At 59.6% G+C, this 20360-nt stretch carries 22 protein-coding genes and 1 pseudogene; 11 read left to right on the top strand and 12 right to left on the bottom strand.

Annotated features, from left to right (window positions below; genetic code table 11):
* Positions 1–36: 36 nt before the first annotated feature.
* The 3 genes from ACH79_RS41875 to ACH79_RS41865 all read right to left on the bottom strand — a co-directional run bounded on the left by ACH79_RS41875 (position 37) and on the right by ACH79_RS41865 (position 5064).
* Complete coding sequence (locus ACH79_RS41875; RefSeq protein WP_161855977.1) at positions 37–657, bottom strand: TetR/AcrR family transcriptional regulator; 621 nt, start codon at positions 655–657, stop codon at positions 37–39.
* Between the two features lie 33 nt (positions 658–690).
* Positions 691–3831 carry an efflux RND transporter permease subunit gene (locus ACH79_RS41870; protein ID WP_161855976.1) on the bottom strand — a complete coding sequence of 1047 codons (3141 nt, stop codon included), beginning with the start codon at positions 3829–3831 and terminating at the stop codon, positions 691–693.
* Between the two features lie 126 nt (positions 3832–3957).
* Positions 3958–5064 (bottom strand): efflux RND transporter periplasmic adaptor subunit, encoded by a 1107-nt coding sequence (locus tag ACH79_RS41865; protein ID WP_161855975.1) that lies wholly within the window; start codon positions 5062–5064, stop codon positions 3958–3960.
* A gap of 304 nt (positions 5065–5368) precedes the next feature.
* Between ACH79_RS41865 and ACH79_RS41860 the strand changes: the two genes are divergently transcribed.
* The 5 genes from ACH79_RS41860 (at position 5369) to ACH79_RS41840 (ending at position 8508) form a co-directional block, all read left to right on the top strand.
* The gene (locus ACH79_RS41860) at positions 5369–5953 is read left to right on the top strand and encodes a PadR family transcriptional regulator (protein WP_161855974.1); all 585 of its coding nucleotides are present in this window, start codon (positions 5369–5371) and stop codon (positions 5951–5953) included.
* A gap of 355 nt (positions 5954–6308) precedes the next feature.
* Positions 6309–6707, top strand: coding sequence for a nuclear transport factor 2 family protein (locus ACH79_RS41855; RefSeq protein ID WP_161855973.1), 399 nt, complete (start codon positions 6309–6311; stop codon positions 6705–6707).
* Between the two features lie 31 nt (positions 6708–6738).
* Positions 6739–7245 carry a pyridoxamine 5'-phosphate oxidase family protein gene (locus ACH79_RS41850; RefSeq protein WP_161855972.1) on the top strand — a complete coding sequence of 169 codons (507 nt, stop codon included), beginning with the start codon at positions 6739–6741 and terminating at the stop codon, positions 7243–7245.
* A 194-nt stretch (positions 7246–7439) separates the two neighbouring features.
* Positions 7440–7823, top strand: coding sequence for a DUF4345 domain-containing protein (locus tag ACH79_RS41845; protein ID WP_161855971.1), 384 nt, complete (start codon positions 7440–7442; stop codon positions 7821–7823).
* A 262-nt stretch (positions 7824–8085) separates the two neighbouring features.
* On the top strand, positions 8086–8508 hold the full coding sequence (locus ACH79_RS41840; protein WP_202639146.1) for a hypothetical protein: 423 nt from the start codon (positions 8086–8088) through the stop codon (positions 8506–8508).
* A 299-nt stretch (positions 8509–8807) separates the two neighbouring features.
* On the opposite strand, the gene ACH79_RS41835 is transcribed toward ACH79_RS41840, so the two are convergent.
* The gene (locus ACH79_RS41835) at positions 8808–9983 is read right to left on the bottom strand and encodes an MFS transporter (protein ID WP_202639145.1); all 1176 of its coding nucleotides are present in this window, start codon (positions 9981–9983) and stop codon (positions 8808–8810) included.
* A gap of 118 nt (positions 9984–10101) precedes the next feature.
* The gene (locus ACH79_RS41830; RefSeq protein WP_161855969.1) at positions 10102–10650 is read right to left on the bottom strand and encodes a hypothetical protein; all 549 of its coding nucleotides are present in this window, start codon (positions 10648–10650) and stop codon (positions 10102–10104) included.
* Positions 10651–10956: 306 nt separating this feature from the next.
* Here ACH79_RS41830 and ACH79_RS41825 point away from each other — a divergent pair, with 306 nt between their 5' ends.
* The 3 genes from ACH79_RS41825 (at position 10957) to ACH79_RS41815 (ending at position 13774) form a co-directional block, all read left to right on the top strand.
* Positions 10957–12411, top strand: a complete 1455-nt coding sequence (locus ACH79_RS41825) for a M10 family metallopeptidase C-terminal domain-containing protein (protein WP_161855968.1) — start codon at positions 10957–10959, stop codon at positions 12409–12411.
* 501 nt (positions 12412–12912) lie between these two features.
* Positions 12913–13044, top strand: a complete 132-nt coding sequence (locus ACH79_RS44930; RefSeq protein WP_256380296.1) for a hypothetical protein — start codon at positions 12913–12915, stop codon at positions 13042–13044.
* Positions 13045–13480: 436 nt separating this feature from the next.
* Positions 13481–13774, top strand: coding sequence for a hypothetical protein (locus tag ACH79_RS41815; RefSeq protein WP_161855967.1), 294 nt, complete (start codon positions 13481–13483; stop codon positions 13772–13774).
* A 79-nt stretch (positions 13775–13853) separates the two neighbouring features.
* Here ACH79_RS41815 and ACH79_RS41810 read toward each other — a convergent pair whose 3' ends face one another.
* A complete protein-coding gene (locus tag ACH79_RS41810; protein ID WP_161855966.1) occupies positions 13854–14471 on the bottom strand; it encodes a hypothetical protein in 618 nt (205 codons plus the stop codon).
* Between the two features lie 724 nt (positions 14472–15195).
* On the opposite strand from ACH79_RS41810, the gene ACH79_RS41805 reads away from it, so the two are divergent.
* Both ACH79_RS41805 and ACH79_RS41800 read left to right on the top strand, forming a co-directional pair.
* Positions 15196–15549 (top strand): response regulator, encoded by a 354-nt coding sequence (locus ACH79_RS41805; protein ID WP_161855965.1) that lies wholly within the window; start codon positions 15196–15198, stop codon positions 15547–15549.
* Positions 15550–15977: 428 nt separating this feature from the next.
* Positions 15978–16184 carry a hypothetical protein gene (locus ACH79_RS41800; protein WP_161855964.1) on the top strand — a complete coding sequence of 69 codons (207 nt, stop codon included), beginning with the start codon at positions 15978–15980 and terminating at the stop codon, positions 16182–16184.
* A 906-nt stretch (positions 16185–17090) separates the two neighbouring features.
* Here ACH79_RS41800 and ACH79_RS41795 read toward each other — a convergent pair.
* The gene (locus ACH79_RS41795; RefSeq protein WP_161855963.1) at positions 17091–17339 is read right to left on the bottom strand and encodes a DUF3551 domain-containing protein; all 249 of its coding nucleotides are present in this window, start codon (positions 17337–17339) and stop codon (positions 17091–17093) included.
* 197 nt (positions 17340–17536) lie between these two features.
* Between ACH79_RS41795 and ACH79_RS41790 the strand changes: the two genes are divergently transcribed.
* Entirely contained in the window at positions 17537–17740 is a 204-nt protein-coding gene (locus tag ACH79_RS41790) for a cold-shock protein (RefSeq protein WP_057838296.1), read from the top strand.
* Positions 17741–18407: 667 nt separating this feature from the next.
* On the opposite strand, the gene ACH79_RS41785 is transcribed toward ACH79_RS41790, so the two are convergent.
* The 5 genes and pseudogenes from ACH79_RS41785 to ACH79_RS43500 all read right to left on the bottom strand — a co-directional run bounded on the left by ACH79_RS41785 (position 18408) and on the right by ACH79_RS43500 (position 19890).
* The gene (locus tag ACH79_RS41785; protein ID WP_161855962.1) at positions 18408–19070 is read right to left on the bottom strand and encodes an SOS response-associated peptidase; all 663 of its coding nucleotides are present in this window, start codon (positions 19068–19070) and stop codon (positions 18408–18410) included.
* A gap of 9 nt (positions 19071–19079) precedes the next feature.
* Positions 19080–19256 carry a hypothetical protein gene (locus ACH79_RS43505; RefSeq protein WP_202639144.1) on the bottom strand — a complete coding sequence of 59 codons (177 nt, stop codon included), beginning with the start codon at positions 19254–19256 and terminating at the stop codon, positions 19080–19082.
* Positions 19257–19277: 21 nt separating this feature from the next.
* Positions 19278–19487 (bottom strand): annotated as a pseudogene (locus tag ACH79_RS41780) (hypothetical protein); the annotation flags it as partial.
* Between the two features lie 28 nt (positions 19488–19515).
* Complete coding sequence (locus ACH79_RS41775; RefSeq protein WP_161855961.1) at positions 19516–19707, bottom strand: hypothetical protein; 192 nt, start codon at positions 19705–19707, stop codon at positions 19516–19518.
* A gap of 36 nt (positions 19708–19743) precedes the next feature.
* Complete coding sequence (locus ACH79_RS43500) at positions 19744–19890, bottom strand: hypothetical protein (RefSeq protein ID WP_202639143.1); 147 nt, start codon at positions 19888–19890, stop codon at positions 19744–19746.
* Positions 19891–20360 lie beyond the last annotated feature (470 nt).

The raw sequence follows: 20360 nt of genomic DNA, 5'->3' as shown, positions 1-20360 counted from the left end.
GGCTGGATTGTTTCGTCCGCCGCGCTCCCCGCAATGCTAGTTCGCCCCGCCTGTCCCTTTCGCACGCGAAGCGAGGCTCGCGAGGATAAAGTCGATCATCTGGTTGATCGACGGCCCCGGCTTGGTGGCGCACTGCGCGATCATCTGCGGATGGAAGAAGCGCATCATCGCGGTGCAGGTGCATCCCGCCGCGAGCGGCACGTCCGGAGCCTCGAATTCACCCGACGCGACGCCCTGGGCGATAATGCCGACGATGCTCTCGGTGATGATTTGCATGTGCGCCACGCATACGTCCCAGCTCTCCTCCATCGCGATCGCCACCATCTCGTGCAGCTTGGAATCACCGACATAGCGTTCCGAGTTCATGCGATGAACGGTGGTCAACAGCTCGCGCAGCCGATCGGCCGCTGAGCCCGACCTGATCACGATAGCGTGGGCGGCGTCTTCGACTTCGCCCATCAGGCCGCGCGCGACGCCCTCGTTAATCGCCTTCTTCGAATCGAAGAAGCGATAGACGTTGGCCGGGCTCATACGCAGCTCTTTGGCGATGTCGGCGACGGTGGTTTTCTGATAGCCGATTTCGCGAAACAAACGCTCCGCCACCACGAGAATCCGCTCCCGGGTGTCGCTTTCGATATGTTCCGAAACCAGCGTCATGTGTCAGGACTCAGATTTGTCTTCAATGTTCAATTATTCAGCCGCTTCAGCAAGCGGAATTGCCGGGCGTGCATTCCCGTCATGCAGCCTTGCGGAAGCAGCCTCTTCACCCGTGCCGCTTTCCTCCAGGCTCTTGCGGAACCACAGGGCATAAAGGCCCGGCAGGTACAGCAGGGTCAGGAAGGTTGCAACGAACAAGCCGCCCATGATGGTGATCGCCATCGGGCCCCAGAACGCCGAACGCGACAGTGGGATCATCGCCAGGATCGCGGCCAGCGCCGTCAGCACCACCGGGCGGGCGCGCCGGACGGTGGCCTCGACGATGGCTTGCTTGCGGGTCAGGCCGTGGGAGACGTCGGTTTCGATCTGGTCGACGAGGATTACCGCGTTGCGCATGATCATCCCGGCCAGCGCGATCAGTCCGAGCAGCGCCACGAAGCCGAAGGGCTGGTTGGCGACGTTCAACCCGAGCGAGGCGCCGACGATGCCGAGCGGAGCGGTGAGGAAGACCAGGAACAGGCGCGAGAAGCTCTGCAGCTGGATCATCAGCAGCGTCAACATCACCATGACCATCATCGGGAAGAGGATGAAGATCGAGGCGTTACCTTTGGCCGATTCCTCGAACGCGCCGCCCGGCTCGATCCGGTAGGCCGGCTCGAGATGGTTACGGATCTCCTGCAGCTTGGGCGAGATCTGGTTGGTGACGTCGGGCGCCTGCACGCCGTCGACCACGTCGGAGCGCGCGGTGATCGCCATGTCGCGGTTACGCCGCCACAGGATCGGCTCCTCATGCGCATATTCGATTTTTGCGATTTGCTGCAGCGGCACAGCCACTCCGTTCCTCGACGTAATCGTCAGATCGCCAACGCGGCCGAGGTCGAGCCGCTCGGACGGCACGGCGCGGGCGACCACGCCGACCTTCTCGATGCCGTCGCGGATAGTCGTCACCGGCGCGCCGGAGATCAGCATGGCGAGCGCCTGCGAGACGTCCTGCGGGGTGAGGCCGAGCGCGCGGGCACGGTCCTGGTCGACGACGAGCTTCAGATAGGGCGACTGCTCGTTCCAGTCGAGCTGCACGTCCTTGAGATTCGGGTTCTGCCGCATGACGTCGCGCACCTGGTAGGCGATGTCGCGCACCTTGCCCGCGTCGGGGCCAATGACCCGGAACTGGACGGGAAAGCCGACCGGCGGACCGAAATTGAAGCGATCGACGCGCACGCGTGCCTCGCTGATCGCACCATTGGCGACCGCGTGCTCAATCTTGGCCTTGACGCGCTCGCGCGCCTCGACGTCCTTGGAGAGGATCACGATCTCGGCAAAGGCCTCGTTCGGCAGTTGCGGGTTGAGGCCGAGCCAGAAGCGCGGCGAGCCCTGGCCGACATAGGCCGTGTAGGTCGAAATGTCCTTGTCGCCTTCCAACAGCTTCTCCGCGTCCTTCACCGCCTTCTCGGTGACGTTGAAGGCGGTGCCTTCCGGCAAGCGAAGCTGCAGGAACAGTTCGGGACGCTCGGAGAGCGGGAAAAACTGCTGCTGGACGTTGCCGAAACCGACGATGGAAGCGAAGAACACGCCAACGGTCGCCACCACCACCTTGATGCGATGGTTGACGCACCACTGCACCCCGGCGCGCAGGCCGCGATAGAGACGCGTCTCGTAGATCGCATGCGGATCGTGGGTGTGGTGCACCTTCATGTTCGGCAGCAGCTTGACGCCGATATAGGGCGTGAAGATCACGGCCACGAACCAGGACGCGACCAGCGCGATCGCGACGATCCAGAAGATGCCGCCGGCATATTCGCCGACCGCCGAGTTGGCGAAGCCGATGGGCAGGAACCCGGCTGCCGTGACCAGCGTACCAGTCAGCATCGGAAACGCCGTGGATTCCCAGGCAAAGGACGCGGCACGGATGCGATCCCAGCCCTGCTCCATCTTCACCACCATCATTTCGACCGCGATGATGGCGTCGTCGACGAGCAATCCCAGTGAGATGATCAGCGCGCCCAGCGTGATGCGGTGCAGGTCGAGCGACATCGCGCTCATGACGATGAAGACGATCGCGAGCACGAGCGGCACCGACGTTGCGACCACAATGCCGGTGCGCCAGCCAAGCGCCACGAACGAGACGAACAACACGATCGCCAGTGCCTCGATGAAGGAGTGCATGAACTCGCCGACCGCATGCTCGACCACCTTCGGCTGGTCGGCGATCCGCTCGACATCGATGCCCTGCGGCACCGCCTTCATGAAGTCCGCGGTCGCCTTCTCGACGTCCTTGCCGAGCTCGAGGATGTTGGCGCCTTTGGTGGTAACGATGCCGATGCCGAGCGCGGGCCTGCTTTCCTGGCGAACCGTGAAAGTTGGCGGATCAACGAAGCCATGCGTTACGGTTGCAATATCACCCAAGCGGAACACGCGGCCATTGCTCTCAACCGGGGTTTCGGCAACGGCTTTCACGCCGTCAAGCGCGCCGGTGACGCGCAGCGGCACGCGCTGCGACGACGTTTCGACCGTGCCGGCCGGGGTGACGTTATTCTGCTTGGCAAGCGAGTCGAACAGCGCCTGCGGTGTGACGCCCAGCGTCGCAAGCTTGGCGTGGCTGAACTCGACATAGATACGCTCGTCCTGGGTGCCGTAGAGGTTGACTTTCTTCACCCCGGGCACCCGCAGCAGCCGCTGACGAAAGCCTTCCGCGGCCTTCTTCAGCTCGGCGTAATCGGCGCCGTCGCCGGTCATCATATAAAGGATCGAGTCGACGTCGCTGAATTCGTCATTGACGACAGGGCCAAGGATGCCAGATGGCAGTTGCCCCTGCACATCGTCCAACTTCTTGCGCAGCAGGTAGAACAGGTGCGGCACGTCCTTGGGAGACGTGTAGTCCCTGAACGTGACCTGCATCGCCGTGAACGACGGCTTGGAATAGGTCTGAACCTTCTCGAAGAACGGCAATTCCTGCAGTTTCTTCTCGATGGGATCGGCGACCTGAGTCTGCATTTCCGCTGACGTCGCGCCCGGCCAGATCACGGTGACGTTGACCACTTTCACCGTGAAGAACGGATCCTCGGCACGGCCGAGCCGCTGATAGGAGAAGAAGCCGGCCGCGCCGAGCACAATCATCAGGAACAGGATCAGCGCCGGATGACTGACCGCCCAGCCCGAAAGATTGAAGCGTTTCATCGCACTCTCCAACGATGATCCCGAGATCGTCATTCGAGCCAAGCGATCAACCCAGGCCTTAAGTCGGCAATTACTGGATTGCTTCGTCGCGTTGCTCCTCGCAATGACGGGACACGGTTTTCGACTTCAGAACGACAGCGACGACACAACCCGCACCTTCTGGGCGGCGTCAAGCTTCTGCACGCCAAGCGCGACAACCTTCGCGCCTTCGTCGACGCCGCCGGTGATCACGACGTCGTTGCTTTCGTAAGCCTTGACGGCAACCGGCCTCTGCGTCACGTCGCCGTGGTCATCGACGACATAGAGCGAGGGATTGCCGCCTTCGTTGAACAGCGCCGACAATGGCAGCCGCGCGACGCGCTGGGTCGCAGGATCTGAGAGTGTCAGCGTCGCCGTCATGCCGAGCGAAACCTTGTCATCGGCTTCCGGCAGCGAGAATTTCGCAAGATAGGTACGCGTGGCCGGATCGGCCGCGGGCGCGATCTCGCGCAGCTTCGCGGCGTATTTCCGGTTCGGCTCGGACCATAGGGTCACGCTCGCCGTGCCGTCTTTGGCGCGGCCGACCAGCGTCTCCGGGATCGCGACCACGGCTTCCTTTTCGGCAAAGCGCGCGACCCGAATGGCCGTCTGGCCAGAGGCCACGACCTGACCCGGCTCGATCAAGGTGGCGGTGACGACACCGCGGCTGTCGGCGACCAGCGTCGCGTAGGAAAGCGAGTTCTTGGTGAGATTGACCGAGCGCTCGGCGCGATTGAGCCGCGCACGCGCCTCATCGGCGGCGGCGCGGCTTTGATCGAACTGCGCATCGGTGGTCCAGCCCTTGGCGCGTAGATTCTTGGCGCGCTGTTCGGCGGCGCCCGCCTGGGCCAGCACCCCGGTGGCGGCGCTGAATTCGGCCTCGGCCTGTTCGGCCTGCAATTTCAGATCAACCTCATCGAGGGTCGCGAGCGGCTGGCCGACATCGACGGTCTGGCCTACTTCCACAAGGCGCTTCGCCACCTTGCCGGGCACCCGAAAACCCATGTCGGCCTCGACCCGCGGCCGGATTGTGCCGACAAAACTGCGCTCAGGCTGCTCAGCCTCGTAATGCGCGGTGGCGACCAGAACCGGGCGAGAGGGCCCGACTTTTTCGGCAACCGTCTCATAGCAGCCGGCCAAGAAAACCGCCAGCAGTGCCAGCAATGCCCCCACTAACAGTCTGGAGTAGCTCGACAAAATCGACTGGACCAACATCAGACACTCCTTTGTGCTGACGCTGATGAGAAGTATCGAGTGCTCACTGATAAATGTTAATAATCGTCAATAGACACTAGTGCGTGAACGTTATGTAATGTCCTGGGCGAAAGCGCGCGGGAGCAGCAGCCGCCTGAATGGTGTCGGCCCGGAACCGGGCTTCGATGAGGCCAGTCTTACCGGCGGTCCGAAAGGACGCTGTCCAAGGAAATGAGCCGATCCCGTAAGTTCCAGGATTCCCTGATATGTAACTTGACACATACGTACACTAGTCCATATATGGGTCCCATCGCGGGATCGAACCATGGCCCTTTCAGACGCCATTCTCGTGCTTCTCACCCAACAGCCGATGTCCGGCTATGACTTGGCGAAGTCCTTTGACGCGTCGATCGGGTTCTTCTGGACGGCAGACCACCCGCAAATCTACCGCGAGCTAGGTCGCTTGAAGGAGAGAGGGCACGTTGACGTCCATGAAGTCGTTCAAAGTGGCCGACCCAACAAACTCATCTACACAATCACGCAATCCGGTCTCGCCACGCTGAAGACCTGGTCGCAAAGGCCGAGTGCGCCAGCGCCGATCAAGGATGATCTGCTGGTGCGCCTCTATGCGCTTGAGCACGTTGATATCAGTGCAGTGCGGGCGCAACTGATGCAACGGCTGGATCTGCACGCCGATCGCCTTCATCGATTTAAAGCGATCTTAGAGCGACATTTTTCCGGCAAGGCGCTCAGCCTGTCGCAAACTGGCCGGCTGCTCGGGCTTCGGATGGGCCTGCGTTACGAGGAGGCCTGTATCGAATGGTGCCAGGAGGCGCTGCAATGCCTCCCGACGTCGTCAGGCGCCGCAGTCACCTCGATACCTAGCGGTCGAAAGCCGACAACCGTCTAACCGTCAGGAGATCACAAATGCTCAACGAGCATACCAGTTCGAAGGTGCTGGGGCTATTGCTCGCGCGCGCTTCGATCGGCCCGAGAAGAATGCCATCACGGAGTCGATGTACGACGGTCTGCTCGAAGCCATCGAGAATAGCAAAGCCGAGGCCGATCCTGCTGTCCGGATTCTCGTGGTTGCTTCCACAGGGGGACAACTTCACCGACTTTATGCACTCCTCTCCAAGCGGGCGTGAATCCTCAGTCGGTCGCCTTTTGCGAACGCTTTGGTCCGAACGGGCGGCAGCCACGACACCTCGATCCTTATCCTTGATCCACCCACAAACTGCGGGAAACCGCGATAAGGAGACGCCATGACCCTACTGGCAAGCGAGTACTGGGAAAAAATAGCAGAGAGCGGTGACTTCGACCTGCTCGACCAGTTGTTGGCCGACGACGTGGTATTCGAATCTCCGATCGTGCATGCGCCGCAGGTTGGTCGCGCGATCACCAAGGCATACCTGGTCGCAGCGGTGCAGGTGCTCAACAGCCCGGAGTTCCGCTGGGTCAACCGCTGGTTCAGTCAGCAATCGGCTGTGTTGGAGCTCGAGACTCGGATCGATGGTTTGACGATCAACGCCGTCGACATCATTAGCTGGAATTCAGAAGATCGGATCAACCACTTCAAAGTGATGGTCCGACCGCTGAAGGCGATCAACGCGTTGCACCAGGCGATGGGCCGGCAGTTGGCCACGAGCGGCGCAACGAGCTGAGTCTGAGCGCAACCAACCGAAGGGGTCGACAATGTCGCTTCCGGACAATGCTGCCGACGTGAACCGGCTCCTTGGCGCCGCCGCCGAGAAAATCAGAAAGGTGCGCTATTGCTGGCTGGTCACTAGCGCTGTCGAGCGTGGTATCAGAGCCCGGCCGATGGGCCGGGTGCCGCTCGATGCCGACGAGGATGATTGGACGCTCCGCTTCATCACCGATGCTCGCTCGTCCAAGGTGGCCGACATGCGTCGTGTCGGCCACGTCTCCGTCATCTTCCAGCACGATCCCGACGATGCCTTTGTCGCGCTCGCCGGGAAAGCCAGTCTGGTCGAGGATAAGCCCGAGATCCGCAGACGCTGGAAACCCGCCTATGATGCCTTCGCTCCTGGCGGGCCGGATAACTCGGGCGCCATATTCGTCACAATCGACGTCGCTCGCGTAGAGCTTTGGATTCGCGGCGTAACGCCCGATCCGTTCGGGATGCGCACCACGGTGATCGAGCGGGACGCCACGCGCGGCTGGTGCCTCAAGGCCGGCTGACCCCTCGGCCATCTGGCTTACTCGCTGCGGCGACGGCCGTAGGGCAACATGGGAAGTTGTCATGTGGTTCTGCCGCTTAGCTAGAGCTTTGCGCTGGGCCGCGGGACCGCGCCTCAGGCGACCGACAGCGACTTCCTTGGAAAGCAACAGGTGATGCACATGCCAGGAAGCGGCTGTTGGATCGGAGTAAGCGCATGAACAAGCGAGGCCTTCAGATTGCAACCGCCTTGCTTGGTGCCATCCCGATTGTCACCGGAATCATTGGCATGTTCGGGCTTAGCGATCCAATTTACGCATCCGCCAAGATCCCAGCAAACGCGCTGCTCGACAGCAATCTTCGCTTCTTCAGCGGCGTGTGGCTCGGCCTCGGAATCGGGCTCTACTGGCTCATTCCAAACGTCGAAAAGCAAACTCTTCTATTTCGTGTGTTGTGGGGTATGATTTTTCTGGGTGGCGTTGGTCGTTTGATGTCGATGCTGTTTCTCGCTCCGCCACCGCTGCCATTCATTGGATTCACAGCCCTTGAAATAATAGGTGCGCCCCTCTTCATCTGGTGGCAGGCGCGTTTGGTGAAATGACGCCCAAAATAAAATGGTTTCTAGCCGTCACGAGGCTAGCTACTACCACCCAGGTGGAAAGCCTCCCCCGAGGCGAAGGGCCGATATCGCTTCGTGGCCCATCACGTCGATATTGGCAGGCCGAGCTCAGGTCTCATTTTGTAGGTAAAGCTGACGTGATTTGCTACCAGCCACTGCATGAAGGCGTGGTTGACGTAATCCGCCTCGGCCGCGGCCACGTCCTCAGGCTAATCGCAAGTTTCTCGAACAATCGGAGGTGATCATGACCTACGAATCGCGTCTCTTGGCCGGCATCCTTCTGATCGTCCTGCCCTCCGTCATGGTTGGTGGGGTAAGCATACTTTCGCTTCTCATTGGCGATCCGGCCTACATGGAGAACCCATTGCGCCAGGATCTATGGCGCGCCGGACACGCGCATGCCGGCGTCTGGCTCATCCTGGCACTTGTGGCGCTCCGCTACGTTGATGAGGCCAACCTCTCCAATCTCATGAGGTGGATCGTGCGGGGCTCGATACCCATCGCTGCGATCCTGGTCCCCGCCGCCTTTTTTTTGTCAATGCTGTTGCCCGAGGCAAAGGCGCCGAACGAGTTCATCTATCTAGCCTATGTCGGTGCGGTGCTGCTGGCGGTCGGCGTGCTGGCTCTCGGCGTCGGCCTCGTCAGGCGTCCAGCACAACGATCTTGATCAGTTGCGAAGCCATGGGCTTCCATCGCGAAGACCATGGGTCGCAACCACATTGCCAAGCCCAATACCGACTGGCTGCCTGACGACACGATGGTATTGTCGGGCGTGTGTGCATGCGGCGCGAACTTATCGGCGCCGACCAAGGTCCGTTGTTGGGCCCCTTTGAGACATGCGGCCCGCACTGAATATGTCTGCTTTCAAGGGGTCGACTGGAAGTGACTGGCGCATGCCGCGACGGCTCCATGAGAGTAACGTTCGCAGATGAGAACACGGGGGTCAATCTGCTCGCCGATTCACAGTTACTCGCTGGGCGAGTGCTTAGACGAAGGCAAGAAAACGAATGCGCCGGCGCCTATCAGTAACAATACGGAGATGATCCACAGCGCAGCGCATAGCGGGTCCATGCCATGTTCGCTTGCGGCAGAAGCAGCGAGCCCGCTAATCCATTGCATCCCTGCCACGCCGAGAAACATCGAGGTATTGAAGATCGCCGATGCGCGCCCTAACACAGCCGGTGCAAAAGATGACTGTACGTCCGCGTATTGGAGCACGAAGTAGCCAGCCAGCCCACTCACTATCACGGTCAACACTACGTCGCTGGTTGCGGATGTCCCACTCGCAAGGAGCGCAAACAGACCGGCATATACGATCGTGCAACCCACGATTAGCGGTCGACGCTTACGACCGCCGGGATCCACGCGACCGAATAGAGGCGGACCGAAAAGCACAACAATCGATCCGGCGAGCGCCACGTGACCGCTTTCAATCAGCGTCAGGCCGTGCCTGTCCGTCAAGAGCGGCACCAGCCACAGACCACGCAGACTGATGAAAGATGCATAGGTGACCGCACCCAAGGCGATGATGCCCATGGTCTGGGGCTCGACGAGGATCGCCTTCGTCTGCTGCAGCGCGGCAGCGAACGTCTGACCTTGCCGATCCTCGATGAACGGCTCGGAGGAAAGCAGGCGCAGGGCGAGGGCCCATGCCACAAGAGAGGCCAGGGCGAGGACGAGGTAGGCAGCTCGCCAGGACCAGGCGTCCACCAGCCATGCCATCGGCGTCCCAGTGATCAGCATGCCCGCGCCGCCGACACCGAGCACGATTCCCGACAGACGCGAGAACTGCTCTGGCGGGTAGCTGCGACCAATTATGACCAATGCGGCCAGGAAAACCGGTGAGCAGCCCAGTCCGATGAGCAACTGACCAGCGACCAGGCTCTGTGCATCGGACGACAAGACCGCAAGGATCGCACCGCCCACCGCCACTGGAAAGACAACGGCGACGACGCGTCGGGGGCCGTAGAGATCCAATGCTAGCCCCATCGGCAATTGCATGACGCCGAATGTGATGTGAAAGGCGGCGCCGACTAAGCCTATGGTCTCGTTGCCAAGCGCCAGCTCCGAGCGTAGGGACATGGCAACCAAGGTCACAACGGTGCGAAATGCGTGGCTTAGCGCAAAGGCCGCTGTCAGCACCGCTAGCTCCGCCCATACTGGATATCTCGATGGGTTCATGCTGTCGCTCGCACAGCCAGCTATTGGTCGCGGTATCTGGTTTTCCCTGTATGCCCAGCGTAGCGCCTTAACGGCCCGCTCAAGCAGAGCTGATGCGGCGCGCAAACACCTCGACCTGAAGTCGCCAGGTCGTGCCGTCATCCGCCGAATGTTCGCCGAGCCAATGGAACGAATTGGCCGTGATCTCGGTGAAGCGCCAGCGAAGCATAGCGCCCGTTGGCAGTTTCCCCTCCTGAACGATGTCGGCGCCACGCGCCCGTCCAATCTGGCGCGCGTAAACCTGCGTTGCCGGATCACTCCAGAGGATATGCCAGGCATCGAGGCCAGGATCGTAGACTCGCAGTGTCGTTCCGTACCAGTTGCCCGCGACCGGCATCGCCGGCATCCCAGGACGGCGCTCGGCGCGGCGCGGGATCATCCAGACATCCTGGATCGCGCGGCCCTCTAGCAACCAGCCGAAATGAATCTCGCCCCGTCCGGTGTGCTTGGTGCTATCCTCCTCATAGCTGACGATATCGGACTCCCAGCCTCCGACAAACTGGCCGTAGAGAGTCATTTTTTCGGCTCGATCGGCGGCCGGTCCCTCGGCTTGCAGGGCATCTAAAAAGGATTTCGCGGGTGCGTTCATGACTCAGCTCCTCAGGTGCACCGAATTGCGCTCAGCGTAGCTTTCTTCCTTTCTGATCCTAGAGTCGTGGTCGCGTGCGAACTTGGAGAAAATTGCTCTCCTCGCGCTCTAAGGCCGAGGCTCTTCTTCCTATCTCGCTGCATCAACCAAATCGCCGTGGTATGTCGCAATATGTGGGGCTATGCTCTCTTAACATTTCACAGCAAGTTGATGGTCTCTTCGAGAGAGCTTGAGGCAATCGTCGCGATCTGACCTTGGTGTCCGAGTACTTCAAGCGCGGAATCTCTTAAGTATGGCGAGGGAAACATGCCTGCACCAGCCAACTATTCCCTCGTATTTGCAGACGAATTTGCTGGGCTGAGTATTGCCAACACCACGACGGCAACGGCCAATTGGTACACCGCTCAGCCTTGGGGCGGCGGCTTTGGTAGCGCTTCGTTCTTGCCTGTTGGTGGCGGTAGTTCTCCGTTCTCGATCGTGCAACAGGGCGGCGAGAGTGCCCTGCAGATCGAAATGACGCGGAATGCGGCAGGCCAACTCCAGAGCGGTCTTATCTCGAACACGTTTCCGGACGGGACCAGCGCCACTCCGCAGGATGGTGATCCCTATGGGTACTACGAGATCAGAATGTGGTTGCCCGCAGGCCAGGGCGTGTGGCCCGCCTTCTGGGGCATTGAGGAAGAGCGTCTCTCGCCAACAAGAGACCATGTCTTTGAGATCGACGTGATGGAGCAGCACGGCATCGCGCTGGCCGATCGATATTCAAGCTCTTTGCACGACTGGAATTGGAACGGAACGGTCCTGGAAAGCCACACCAACCAATCCCATCAGAACGTAGTCGGGCAAAGTGTGCTGACGACAGGATGGCATACCTTCGGCGTTGAAATCAGACCAGATACCATAACGTTCTCCATGGACGGCGGCGCCCACTTTTCGCTGCCCACGCCTGCCACCCTCAACACGGATCTGATGTTCATGATCGATCTGGCCGCAGGTGGTGGCTGGCCGATTGATCCAGCGCTCGATCATCAGATGCTGTATGTAGATTATTTTCGTGCCTATGAATTGGACCTCCTTGTGCCCGGCCCCGGTCCTGTGCTCGTCGGAGGGAATGGCAACGACACTTTCATCGTTGATACCGCGACCACTGAAATACGCGAACAGCCCGGAGGCGGGTTCGATACCGTCATTGCAACGGTATCCTATACCCTGCCCGAAAACGTCGAAAAGCTGCGTCTTTCTGGTTCAGGTCCCCTCGACGCGACCGGAAACAGCGGAAACAATCACCTCTATGGCAATGGAAACGCCAATACGCTCTCGGGTCTGGCCGGCGATGATTATCTGTATGGCGATGCCGGCAATGACAGGCTGCTCGGAGGGAGCGGGAACGATAAGCTCTATGGTGGAAACGGGAACGATCTGCTGATCGGAGGTCTTGGTATCGATCGGTTGGACGGCGAAGGCGGGGCGGACACGTTCCGTTTCGAGAGCATCGTGGAAAGTCCGTATTCTGCGCGGGACACCATTATCGCGTTTTCAGGGGCCGCAGGAGATCGCATCGACCTTAGTGCTGTCGATGCCAACACGCTGGTCAGTGGCAATCAAGCCTTTACCTTCATAGGATCGGATCCCTTTACCGCAGCAGGACAGCTTCGATTGAGCAACGGGGTTCTGTCAGCCGACGCCAACGGGGATCACATGGCCGACTTTGGTGTGGTTGTTGGGTCGGCGCCTCTGGCTCCTGACTACTTCATCCTCTGAGGCCTAACTGCTGCGCGTGAACGGCACCGCGCCTTGGCATGCCGGTGCGGCAAGCGCCGTGGGACTCGCTTAATCTGGCAGCAGGCACACAGACGGTGGCGATGCAAAGCATGATAGGTGCTCCGCAGCCTAGGGCGCGTTGTTGGACTAGCGTCGTGCGTCTCTACTTGGACCAATCAATACGATCTCAATAGATATGGTCAGTCGTTCTCCGTCTCGCTTCGTTCGGGCTGCGACGCGCGCTTCCGCGTTAGACCCGATCGCAGGATGCGAGCTAAGCCTTGCTCGAACTCCGCGGTCAAATTGTTGCTGTCCATATCCGGATCCGGGTCAGCAGTGGGATCCGCCTTCTTGCTTTAGGGATTCGGGAGGTCAGTGTCCTAATTCCCACACTGCGACCAAAAGAGGGCCTGTTTGTATCTTCTCGAACAGACAGGTCAAGTCCGTTCCGGCCAACCTGCATTGTTGGATTAGAAACAGTCATCGGTTGGGGAGGCGAGAATGGAACGTTCCCTGATAACTGACATGCCGCGCGATAAATATGTCGAGCGGTGCAAGCAGCGGGCCTTCGACTATCTCGACCGAAGCGATCTTAAGAACGCGGTCGCCTCGACTGAGGTGATGGTCCGATGATCAAACACGCGGGGTCGCATATGGAGGAGTGCGACAAGGCGTCTCCTCCATCCAGGTTCTTGGTTCGCCAGGGGTGCAAGGGTTGGATGGTTTACGATCGGCAACGTAAGGGGCCGGCAATGATTGGGACCAGTCTGGCGGTTGATCTGACGAAAGAGCAAGCCAACCGCATCGAGCGGATGCTGATGGCTGAGCAGGAAGGGAAGCGTTCAAGTTGAGCGCAGCCCCCACGCGCACCCCCGACACGCTGTAGTGCAATCGAGTGACCCGATGGCTTTCATCGTGACAAGCAATGCAGAACGGCAGGGGCGCTGGCGCACCAAGCGGGACGTGGACATCGAGACACTGCGTGTCGCATCCAACAAGGCGGAGCTGGCACTGGCACAGGCCGAGAACTACCTGTTGCGCCAGCGCGTACTCGACCTAGAGACGGCGCTTGCTCGCCAGGAGTGCTCGCCAGGAGAGTGCCGCCAAGTCTGCCAAGACCAAGGCGATCAGCGAAATTGCCCGCCTCAAGGAGAAGAACAAGGAGCTGCAATCCCAACTTCGTCAAATGTGGGACTGGTACAACAACGAGATCGCAAACGGGGGCGGCCTGACCTTCAAGGCAAGCAGTCTGATCGCGAAGGCGCTGCATCCCGACGCCACGCCAAGCGAGGAGGTCAGGCTGGAAGCGTTCAAGGCGTTCTCGGCGTGGAAGAGTGACAGGGACGCGGCGCAACGGCGCTAGTTCCTGTGATCCTACCGGGCTCCATCGATGGGGCATTAGCCTTCGCACTTGCAGCGTTAAGCTCGAATTCTGCACTGCCTTAGGACCGGGTTATTTCCTGTATCAGGGCAGCCCGAGCCTTGTTTCGCTCGTCTCCGTCAAGGGCCTCGCACAGGCTATTAGCTAGAATGTAGCGCTGTAAATCGTCTAGCCTTCTTTGAAACGTATTGAGTTGCGGTATTGGCTTGCCATAAAGAACGAAAACAATGCCTGCTACGATTTCGACTATAGCGCCGGAAATGAACGCGATTTCAGTTGGAAACGCCCGCACAAATGCTGCGAGCAAGAAAATCAGCCCAACTCCCGAACCCACTAATGCCCAAAAGAAGATGCGGCGTGATTGCGCCAGCGCGATCTGATGATATTCCGCCAATAACTCCAGCTGCGCAGCAGCGATCATCTGAACGTTTGCCGGATCAGTCGCGCCGATCCGCCGGATAGAGTCCCGTACAATATTGTCCTCTTCAATCCTGCCGATACTGATTCTGCCCAAGAGCGTCCCGACCAACGATTCAACCATGAGAATTTTGATCCCGCGACGGCTGACCTCTTTTTCCGGCTGGATTTCCACGTCAGTCAGGATCGACTCACGCGGCGGCGCGACGATCTGGCTATGGGTGAGCTCGGTGCGCTCCTCTTTTTCCGGCTGGGTTTCCATGACTACAAACCCCGGGCTTCGGCTGGTGGCCGCTATTGCATTGGATCAAATCTCTCCAGCAACTCATCGCTGTGCCAGAGCTCAATCGCGTGCTCTCCAAGAAGATGCTCAGCGCGCTCTTTCGCCGCCGTGTCATCTTCGCAGAGTAAGTCGATCCGGCCTAGAATTCCCTCATCCGCGCCTATTACGTAGACGCAGTACTTGGTTAGTGGCATCGGTCCCTCCACCGTTGAGGCCATATGCCTGTAGCGCGATTTTTGACCATTCTAGTAAGGTTTGGGAAAAAGTCGCAACTACTGCTTGCAGACCTGGCAGGCGAGGTTTTGCGGACGAGGAGAGCCTGGGTCACACTGGGATTACCCCGGAGGTGGTGGCAGGAGCGATCACGTCCCTGATTGGAGGCATTTTGGTGCAATCTTGAACGCCGCTGCGGAACGAAAACCCCGTTCGGGAGCTCTGCGAACTCCACAGTGATGCGCAAAAGATTAGGGGCTATGGGGGAACGGCTATGGGGGAACTATGTCTCAAAGTCGCTTCCATGCCCGCCAAGCAGCGGCGGCACTACTAAAAATGGCGAAGGCAACCTCTGATCCCGCGTTAGCCGCTCGGCTGGTGGACGCCGCCGCCGATCTAAAGGATCAGGTTGGCGAGGTTCGGCCGCCGGTCAGCATCAAGCCGCCCGAAGACAGATGACTAACTCGGTCGCCGACTAGTCTGGGTCCTGATGCGCACAATCTCCACACTGCTGGTCGAGGACGAAACCCTGATCAGGATGATGTTGGCTGAAATCGTGGAAGAACTGGGATACTTGACCGTTTCGGAAGCCGCAAATATTGAGGCAGCCATGTCATTGGCTGAAACGGGGTCGTTCGATCTAGCCCTGCTGGACATTAACATCGCGGGTTCTCTTGTAACCCCGGTCGTCCATATCCTCGATAGACGAAGCGTCCCGATTGTTTTCGTCAGTGGATACAGCAATCAAACTATGCCGGCCGAGCTAAGAGGCCGGTTGCTTGTTCAGCGAGCGCACGGACGGGGGCGCTATTGCGCCCATGGCGCTCCGATTCAAGCCAGCTAGAGGGTAACCCCGATTAGTCATTGAACCTTGGCGCGACCTGTGCAGAGGTAACCTTGCTGGGGATTTGAGATTCCAGTATTTATTCGCACCGCCGGCAAGCGATCATATTCCGCTTGGCGGCGTTGTGCGTTCCGGGCCGCCTCAGCTGCGGCCTCTTTCACTTCATGAACTCAAGAACACTCGGCGGCATTAGCCGGTGCAATCCCTCGGCCTGCCGCGTTAAATGCACGGGCGGCCCGCGCTCGCGGGTTGGCGTGACTTCCAGAAGTGACCTTACATGATTTTGCTTGTCCAGGTTCTGCGCAGCACCGTCGCGCGGTGCGACTCTGCCAGCGCGTCCAGCTTCTGTCATCGGCGAGGATCACGATCGGATCACGGCTCGCAGCTGATTGTCCGACCCCCGGAGGTTGCACCTAGGGATGCCCATCATGACCAAGGAAACCTACACGGTTAAGGCGCGAAATTGCGAGTACCGCGCCGCCAAGCCGACGCTCGAATCCGCCTTAGCCGTTGCGCGCGAAAAGGTCTGGCCCATCGCGCCCGATGAAAGAGTGCAGGTCTATCGCGGCAAGGAGCTTGTCGGCGAGATCACGAGCGATGTCGGAGAAGGTGGCGCCTCTAAAAGGGCGGCCTAGGAAAAAAATCGCTCAGGTGTGTGCCCGCGAGCGGAAGTTTCGCAAACTAGGAGCGCGGGGGATGGAGGGGCTATAAGCGTTATACCCCCTCAGAAACAGTCGAGGTCCCGGCGCGTTGTTACTATTGCGCGGCGTAAGCCGGCGTTGCGTTCCCCGTCGCCGCCGATCCCCCGCATTGACCCAGCGCGCGGCGTCGGGGCCCGCGCGAGCGCGATCTCAAGCAGCAAGAACCCGTCGCCGTGCTCGCGGTTGGTTGTCCGCGCGGCGGAATACCGGTCCGAACCCCTTCCGCTGGCGCGGGCCCCGCCGCTCACCATAAAGCCCGGCGGGGCCGCCGGCCTCCGAGGCGTCCACGGGGGAAACCAGCTAGAAAAAAATCGGCGAGCCCGGGTGTCTGATTTGGCGACAAGAGCCCGCGGGCTTCAGACGACCTAAGTCTGAGCCGCCCGCCATTTTCGCGCGCAGGAACCTTGCCCTACCGGGGATGTTGGAAAGCAATCAATAACTCAGGAGGAAACAACTCTTATGAGAACAACTCTGTTACTGGCTGGTGGCGGTTGCTGGTTTCGCTATCGCCACGCCGATCTCCATTGCACCCGCGTCAGCTCAAGTTGCCGTTGACACTCCCCTCCGTGGCGTGAGAGTGGGCCCGCAGTCGCGTTACTCCGATCGAGCTTATCGCGCCTACGGATATGATCGCGGATATCGCGGCGGATGCCGCACCGTCACGATTGAGCGCGACGACGGCTCGGTCCGCAGGGTCCGCCGTTGCGACTAGCAGTCCCCCGACTAGAAGATTGACCCCGGCGCTCACAAGAGCGTCGGGCCACGCGGAGAAGCGCCGCATTAGCGAGCGCGTTTAGAACGGCCCCGACGCAGGGCTGGCGGCGGCCAATCCGGTTCACTTTAGTAGACCCCGGGATGCCGCCGATATTGCGTGGGCTTTTCCGCGCGCACGAAATATGGATTGATAAAGCACAGGGCGGCGCGGCCCGATGCCGACGCATTGCACTGAGGCAGCGACGTGTAGCGGCATTCGTAATAGTGGGCATGGACCCGCATGCAAACCGGATAAGCTGGATCGTACGTCTGCGCTCCCGCCGACCCTATCGGGATCATCCCGATTGCCAAAATTGCCAAGGCCAGAATGCGCATAAGGGCCTCCTTTGGCATTCACTCCAGAACCTCATACTCCGGTGAGACATCCTCGCGGGGAGTAATGCGTAAGAGCCGTCGCTGATACGGCTCCAGTGGCGGCTTTTCCTACCCGCTGTGCACGCTAGCGGGCCCTTTCTTTCGCCGGATTTCGGTCCCCATCTTTTCGTGTTTTAGAATCAATGGGGAGAATTGACGTGGCGATAGGTACAGTGAAGTGGTTTAACGCGACGAAGGGCTATGGATTTATTCAGCCCGACACTGGTGGCAAGGACGTGTTCGTCCATATCTCAGCCGTCGAGAGGGCAGGTCTAAGCAATCTGAATGAAGGTGCGAAAGTGAGCTACGAAGTCGTGGCCAACCGCGGGAAAGAATCCGCCGAGAACCTCAGGGTAGGTTGATCGTCTAGTTATTCAAAAATGGCCCCAGCCTTGAGGGGGCCTAACGCCGGGGGCGCCATTCCAGTGCGCCAATGCGGGGGCGTGGCGCTGAGGGCGATGCGAGGAGGGGGAGCCCTTTCCCTTAGGCAGCGCCTTCATCTTCTGTTCACTACTGGACAGACGTTGCCATACTTTCCCGGTTGTATGAGAGCGCTGGACGGGTACCCACTACCCCGTTTGGCTATTTGAAATGGGAATACTTTGGATGGCCTCGGCGCACATTTCGCGCTGGGGCCATTTTTATTCTTGCCGGCGCCCATGCGGTCGTTGCGTCGTCTCGATGACGCGCTGTCACACTCGCCGGGCTGGTTATAGGATGATGTAGTCAACCGCGCGATTCGGAGGGGCCATGACCGCACGGCAACCGAGACTCGGTAACCTCTTGGCGATGCGTGCAGAAATCCTGGCAAAGGTCGACAAATATTTGCGCGTTTTCCTGTTCAACACGAAATCGAGAAACTGCAAAAGCATCTGAACGAATTTAACGATCGAATCATAGAATTGGAAAATGAAGGTCATCGCGGCCAGCCATGGAGGTGTTGAAGGCCAATGCATTAGACTTCGCGCGGCGGATCGATGAACTTCGCTGTCTATTAATCGATTCCCGACGATCATAGATCGTTAGGCTTCATGCCGCCGCCTTGTCTTCCTTATCAGCACCGCGGGCAACGATCCTGAGCGCATCATCGGGCATGGGGCGCTGAAGCGCCTTGGCTTCATCCCACGGCGCGCGCATCCAAACGTCGCGTTCCTCGTCTGTCATCAGGATGGCCGGCATCGCCTTCGGATGGATCGGTTCGATCACGGCGTTCGGCGAGGTGGTGAGAAAGCCGTAGACGTTATGCGGGCCGGGGATCGGTTTCGATTTCGTCCCGCGGTCGCCCTTGAACTCGGTCCAGATGCCGGCAAAGCAGGTCAGCGGCCGATCGTCATTGATTGCGAACCACACCACGTCCTTTTTCTTGGTCTCCGGGTTCGGCTCGGGCGCGTATTCGGCGAAGCTAATGAACGGTACCAAGCAACGGTTCTCTGGCTTTAGCCAGCCGCGCCAGTGCGGCGAAGAGGTGTTGCGGATGTTGGTCACGGGCGGACCGCCGGTGCGGGGCGGGGGTGGCATGCCCCAGCGCATCATTGTCAGCTCAGTGCCGGTATCCGTGTTGCGGATCACAGGAGCCGGATAGTTGGGAAAGACGCCCGGCATTGCGGCGAGGTTGCCGACATAGCGATTGATCACGCGAAACAGCCGGATGATCGCCTCTTGGTTGGTCGTGTTACTGTAAAGATTGCACATCGGCGACGGCTACGTCCTGAACAGCGCGAAGTAGATCACGTACAGCCAGCCCAGGATGCCGTGAATGATCGCCCAGAGGATCGACTTGTTGGTGGTGTAGCTGATCGCGATGGCGAGTGCGCTGCCGAAGCTGACGCCCCACTTCGCACCTTCTGATCGCACCACGTAGTAGCGGCTTCCGTTCATCGTTGCTCCATCATCAACTGTTCACCTTTCGCCCGGCCACCACTTCGACGGTGGATTGCTCGCCGTGATCTTGGTGATGCGCAGCGCGACCAGATGGCTGCGCTTGTATGGCCGCCCTTGAAGCCGTGAGCAATCCTTGCATCGCATGTATCGCTCCAGTTCATGGATCGGCGTGGACTTCGATCGGCGCACGATGTTGAGCGCCACTGTTTGATGCATGCTGCAGCCAAGGAGATCACCTGCGGCCAACTCGGTTCATCTAGCTGAGAATCTCCTTGACCTTGATGCCCCGCAAGGCCTCGATGCAGTCAGCTACCAAATGCAAGAACTCTTGCCGCTTTATGCTTTTCACCTGACGCCCTTCCATATTGATTAGAATGAACCTCGCCATTTCGTAGGCGACTTCAAACTGCGATCTGCCGGTAACCTCAACATCGATTCTTTCAGCCATTTCGCTCTCCGCCAGTTGTGATTGGCAAGGCGGGGTTCACGCCAGAACCTCATACTCAAAGGCCGCGCCTTCGGGGTCGTTTTCCTCAAACCATTTTTCCGCGGCATCTGTGGTGGCGAATACCTTGATGTGCTCGGCGTCACCGACCTGCTTGCTTGTGTTGACGTAGACAAAAACGGTCATTGGTCTCTCTTCAGCTTTTCTGCGTCCCCACCGGGTCCGAAGCTATTTGGTCAGGTGCGCAAGCATGGCCTCGCAGGCGTTCTCGGCTTCGGCGAACGTCTTAAAGGGTGATCCGCTTACCCTGATGGCAGTCCTGTTTAAATTGATGGGGCGCCAAGAGGCTACAAAGTCAGGCTTCCCGTGGAGTCCAGGACCACTGCTACTCTCGTTACTGATCACGAATGAGAAGCCACACTCGCTCGCGCTCCATATCTCTAGCTCCTGTGTCGCGGGAGCAATGCGACTGAAGTGCATGGGCGCCTTCCGCGATCCAGCGAGCCAAAGCGGCCCCAGGTTTTCAGGCTGGGGCCGCCAACCTGTAGGCAGGTTTTCCTCCGGCCAGGGGGCTTTGGGGGCATCGGCCGGAAGCGGGGATTCGACGCCGGGTCGAACGCAAGGTTCCTGTGAAATTGGGCCCCAGGCGGTTAAAT

Source organism: Bradyrhizobium sp. CCBAU 051011 (genome assembly GCF_009930815.1).
In the GTDB taxonomy this organism is placed as follows: domain Bacteria; phylum Pseudomonadota; class Alphaproteobacteria; order Rhizobiales; family Xanthobacteraceae; genus Bradyrhizobium.
Note: the sequence above shows the minus strand (reverse complement) of the source record. Positions and strands in the feature narration are given on the sequence as shown.

Coding starts and splice junctions, on each gene's coding strand:
- ACH79_RS41870 (WP_161855976.1), bottom strand. CDS start 3,831: ATGAAACGCTTCAATCTTTCGGGCTGGGCGGTCAGTCATCCGGCGCTG.
- ACH79_RS41830 (WP_161855969.1), bottom strand. CDS start 10,650: ATGAACGCACCCGCGAAATCCTTTTTAGATGCCCTGCAAGCCGAGGGA.
- ACH79_RS44930 (WP_256380296.1), top strand. CDS start 12,913: ATGGAACGTTCCCTGATAACTGACATGCCGCGCGATAAATATGTCGAG.
- ACH79_RS41850 (WP_161855972.1), top strand. CDS start 6,739: ATGTCGCTTCCGGACAATGCTGCCGACGTGAACCGGCTCCTTGGCGCC.
- ACH79_RS41785 (WP_161855962.1), bottom strand. CDS start 19,070: ATGTGCAATCTTTACAGTAACACGACCAACCAAGAGGCGATCATCCGG.
- ACH79_RS43505 (WP_202639144.1), bottom strand. CDS start 19,256: ATGAACGGAAGCCGCTACTACGTGGTGCGATCAGAAGGTGCGAAGTGG.
- ACH79_RS41840 (WP_202639146.1), top strand. CDS start 8,086: ATGACCTACGAATCGCGTCTCTTGGCCGGCATCCTTCTGATCGTCCTG.
- ACH79_RS41860 (WP_161855974.1), top strand. CDS start 5,369: ATGGCCCTTTCAGACGCCATTCTCGTGCTTCTCACCCAACAGCCGATG.
- ACH79_RS41845 (WP_161855971.1), top strand. CDS start 7,440: ATGAACAAGCGAGGCCTTCAGATTGCAACCGCCTTGCTTGGTGCCATC.
- ACH79_RS41805 (WP_161855965.1), top strand. CDS start 15,196: ATGCGCACAATCTCCACACTGCTGGTCGAGGACGAAACCCTGATCAGG.
- ACH79_RS41800 (WP_161855964.1), top strand. CDS start 15,978: ATGACCAAGGAAACCTACACGGTTAAGGCGCGAAATTGCGAGTACCGC.
- ACH79_RS41865 (WP_161855975.1), bottom strand. CDS start 5,064: ATGTTGGTCCAGTCGATTTTGTCGAGCTACTCCAGACTGTTAGTGGGG.
- ACH79_RS41810 (WP_161855966.1), bottom strand. CDS start 14,471: ATGGAAACCCAGCCGGAAAAAGAGGAGCGCACCGAGCTCACCCATAGC.
- ACH79_RS41855 (WP_161855973.1), top strand. CDS start 6,309: ATGACCCTACTGGCAAGCGAGTACTGGGAAAAAATAGCAGAGAGCGGT.
- ACH79_RS41775 (WP_161855961.1), bottom strand. CDS start 19,707: ATGGCTGAAAGAATCGATGTTGAGGTTACCGGCAGATCGCAGTTTGAA.
- ACH79_RS41825 (WP_161855968.1), top strand. CDS start 10,957: ATGCCTGCACCAGCCAACTATTCCCTCGTATTTGCAGACGAATTTGCT.
- ACH79_RS41875 (WP_161855977.1), bottom strand. CDS start 657: ATGACGCTGGTTTCGGAACATATCGAAAGCGACACCCGGGAGCGGATT.
- ACH79_RS43500 (WP_202639143.1), bottom strand. CDS start 19,890: ATGACCGTTTTTGTCTACGTCAACACAAGCAAGCAGGTCGGTGACGCC.
- ACH79_RS41795 (WP_161855963.1), bottom strand. CDS start 17,339: ATGCGCATTCTGGCCTTGGCAATTTTGGCAATCGGGATGATCCCGATA.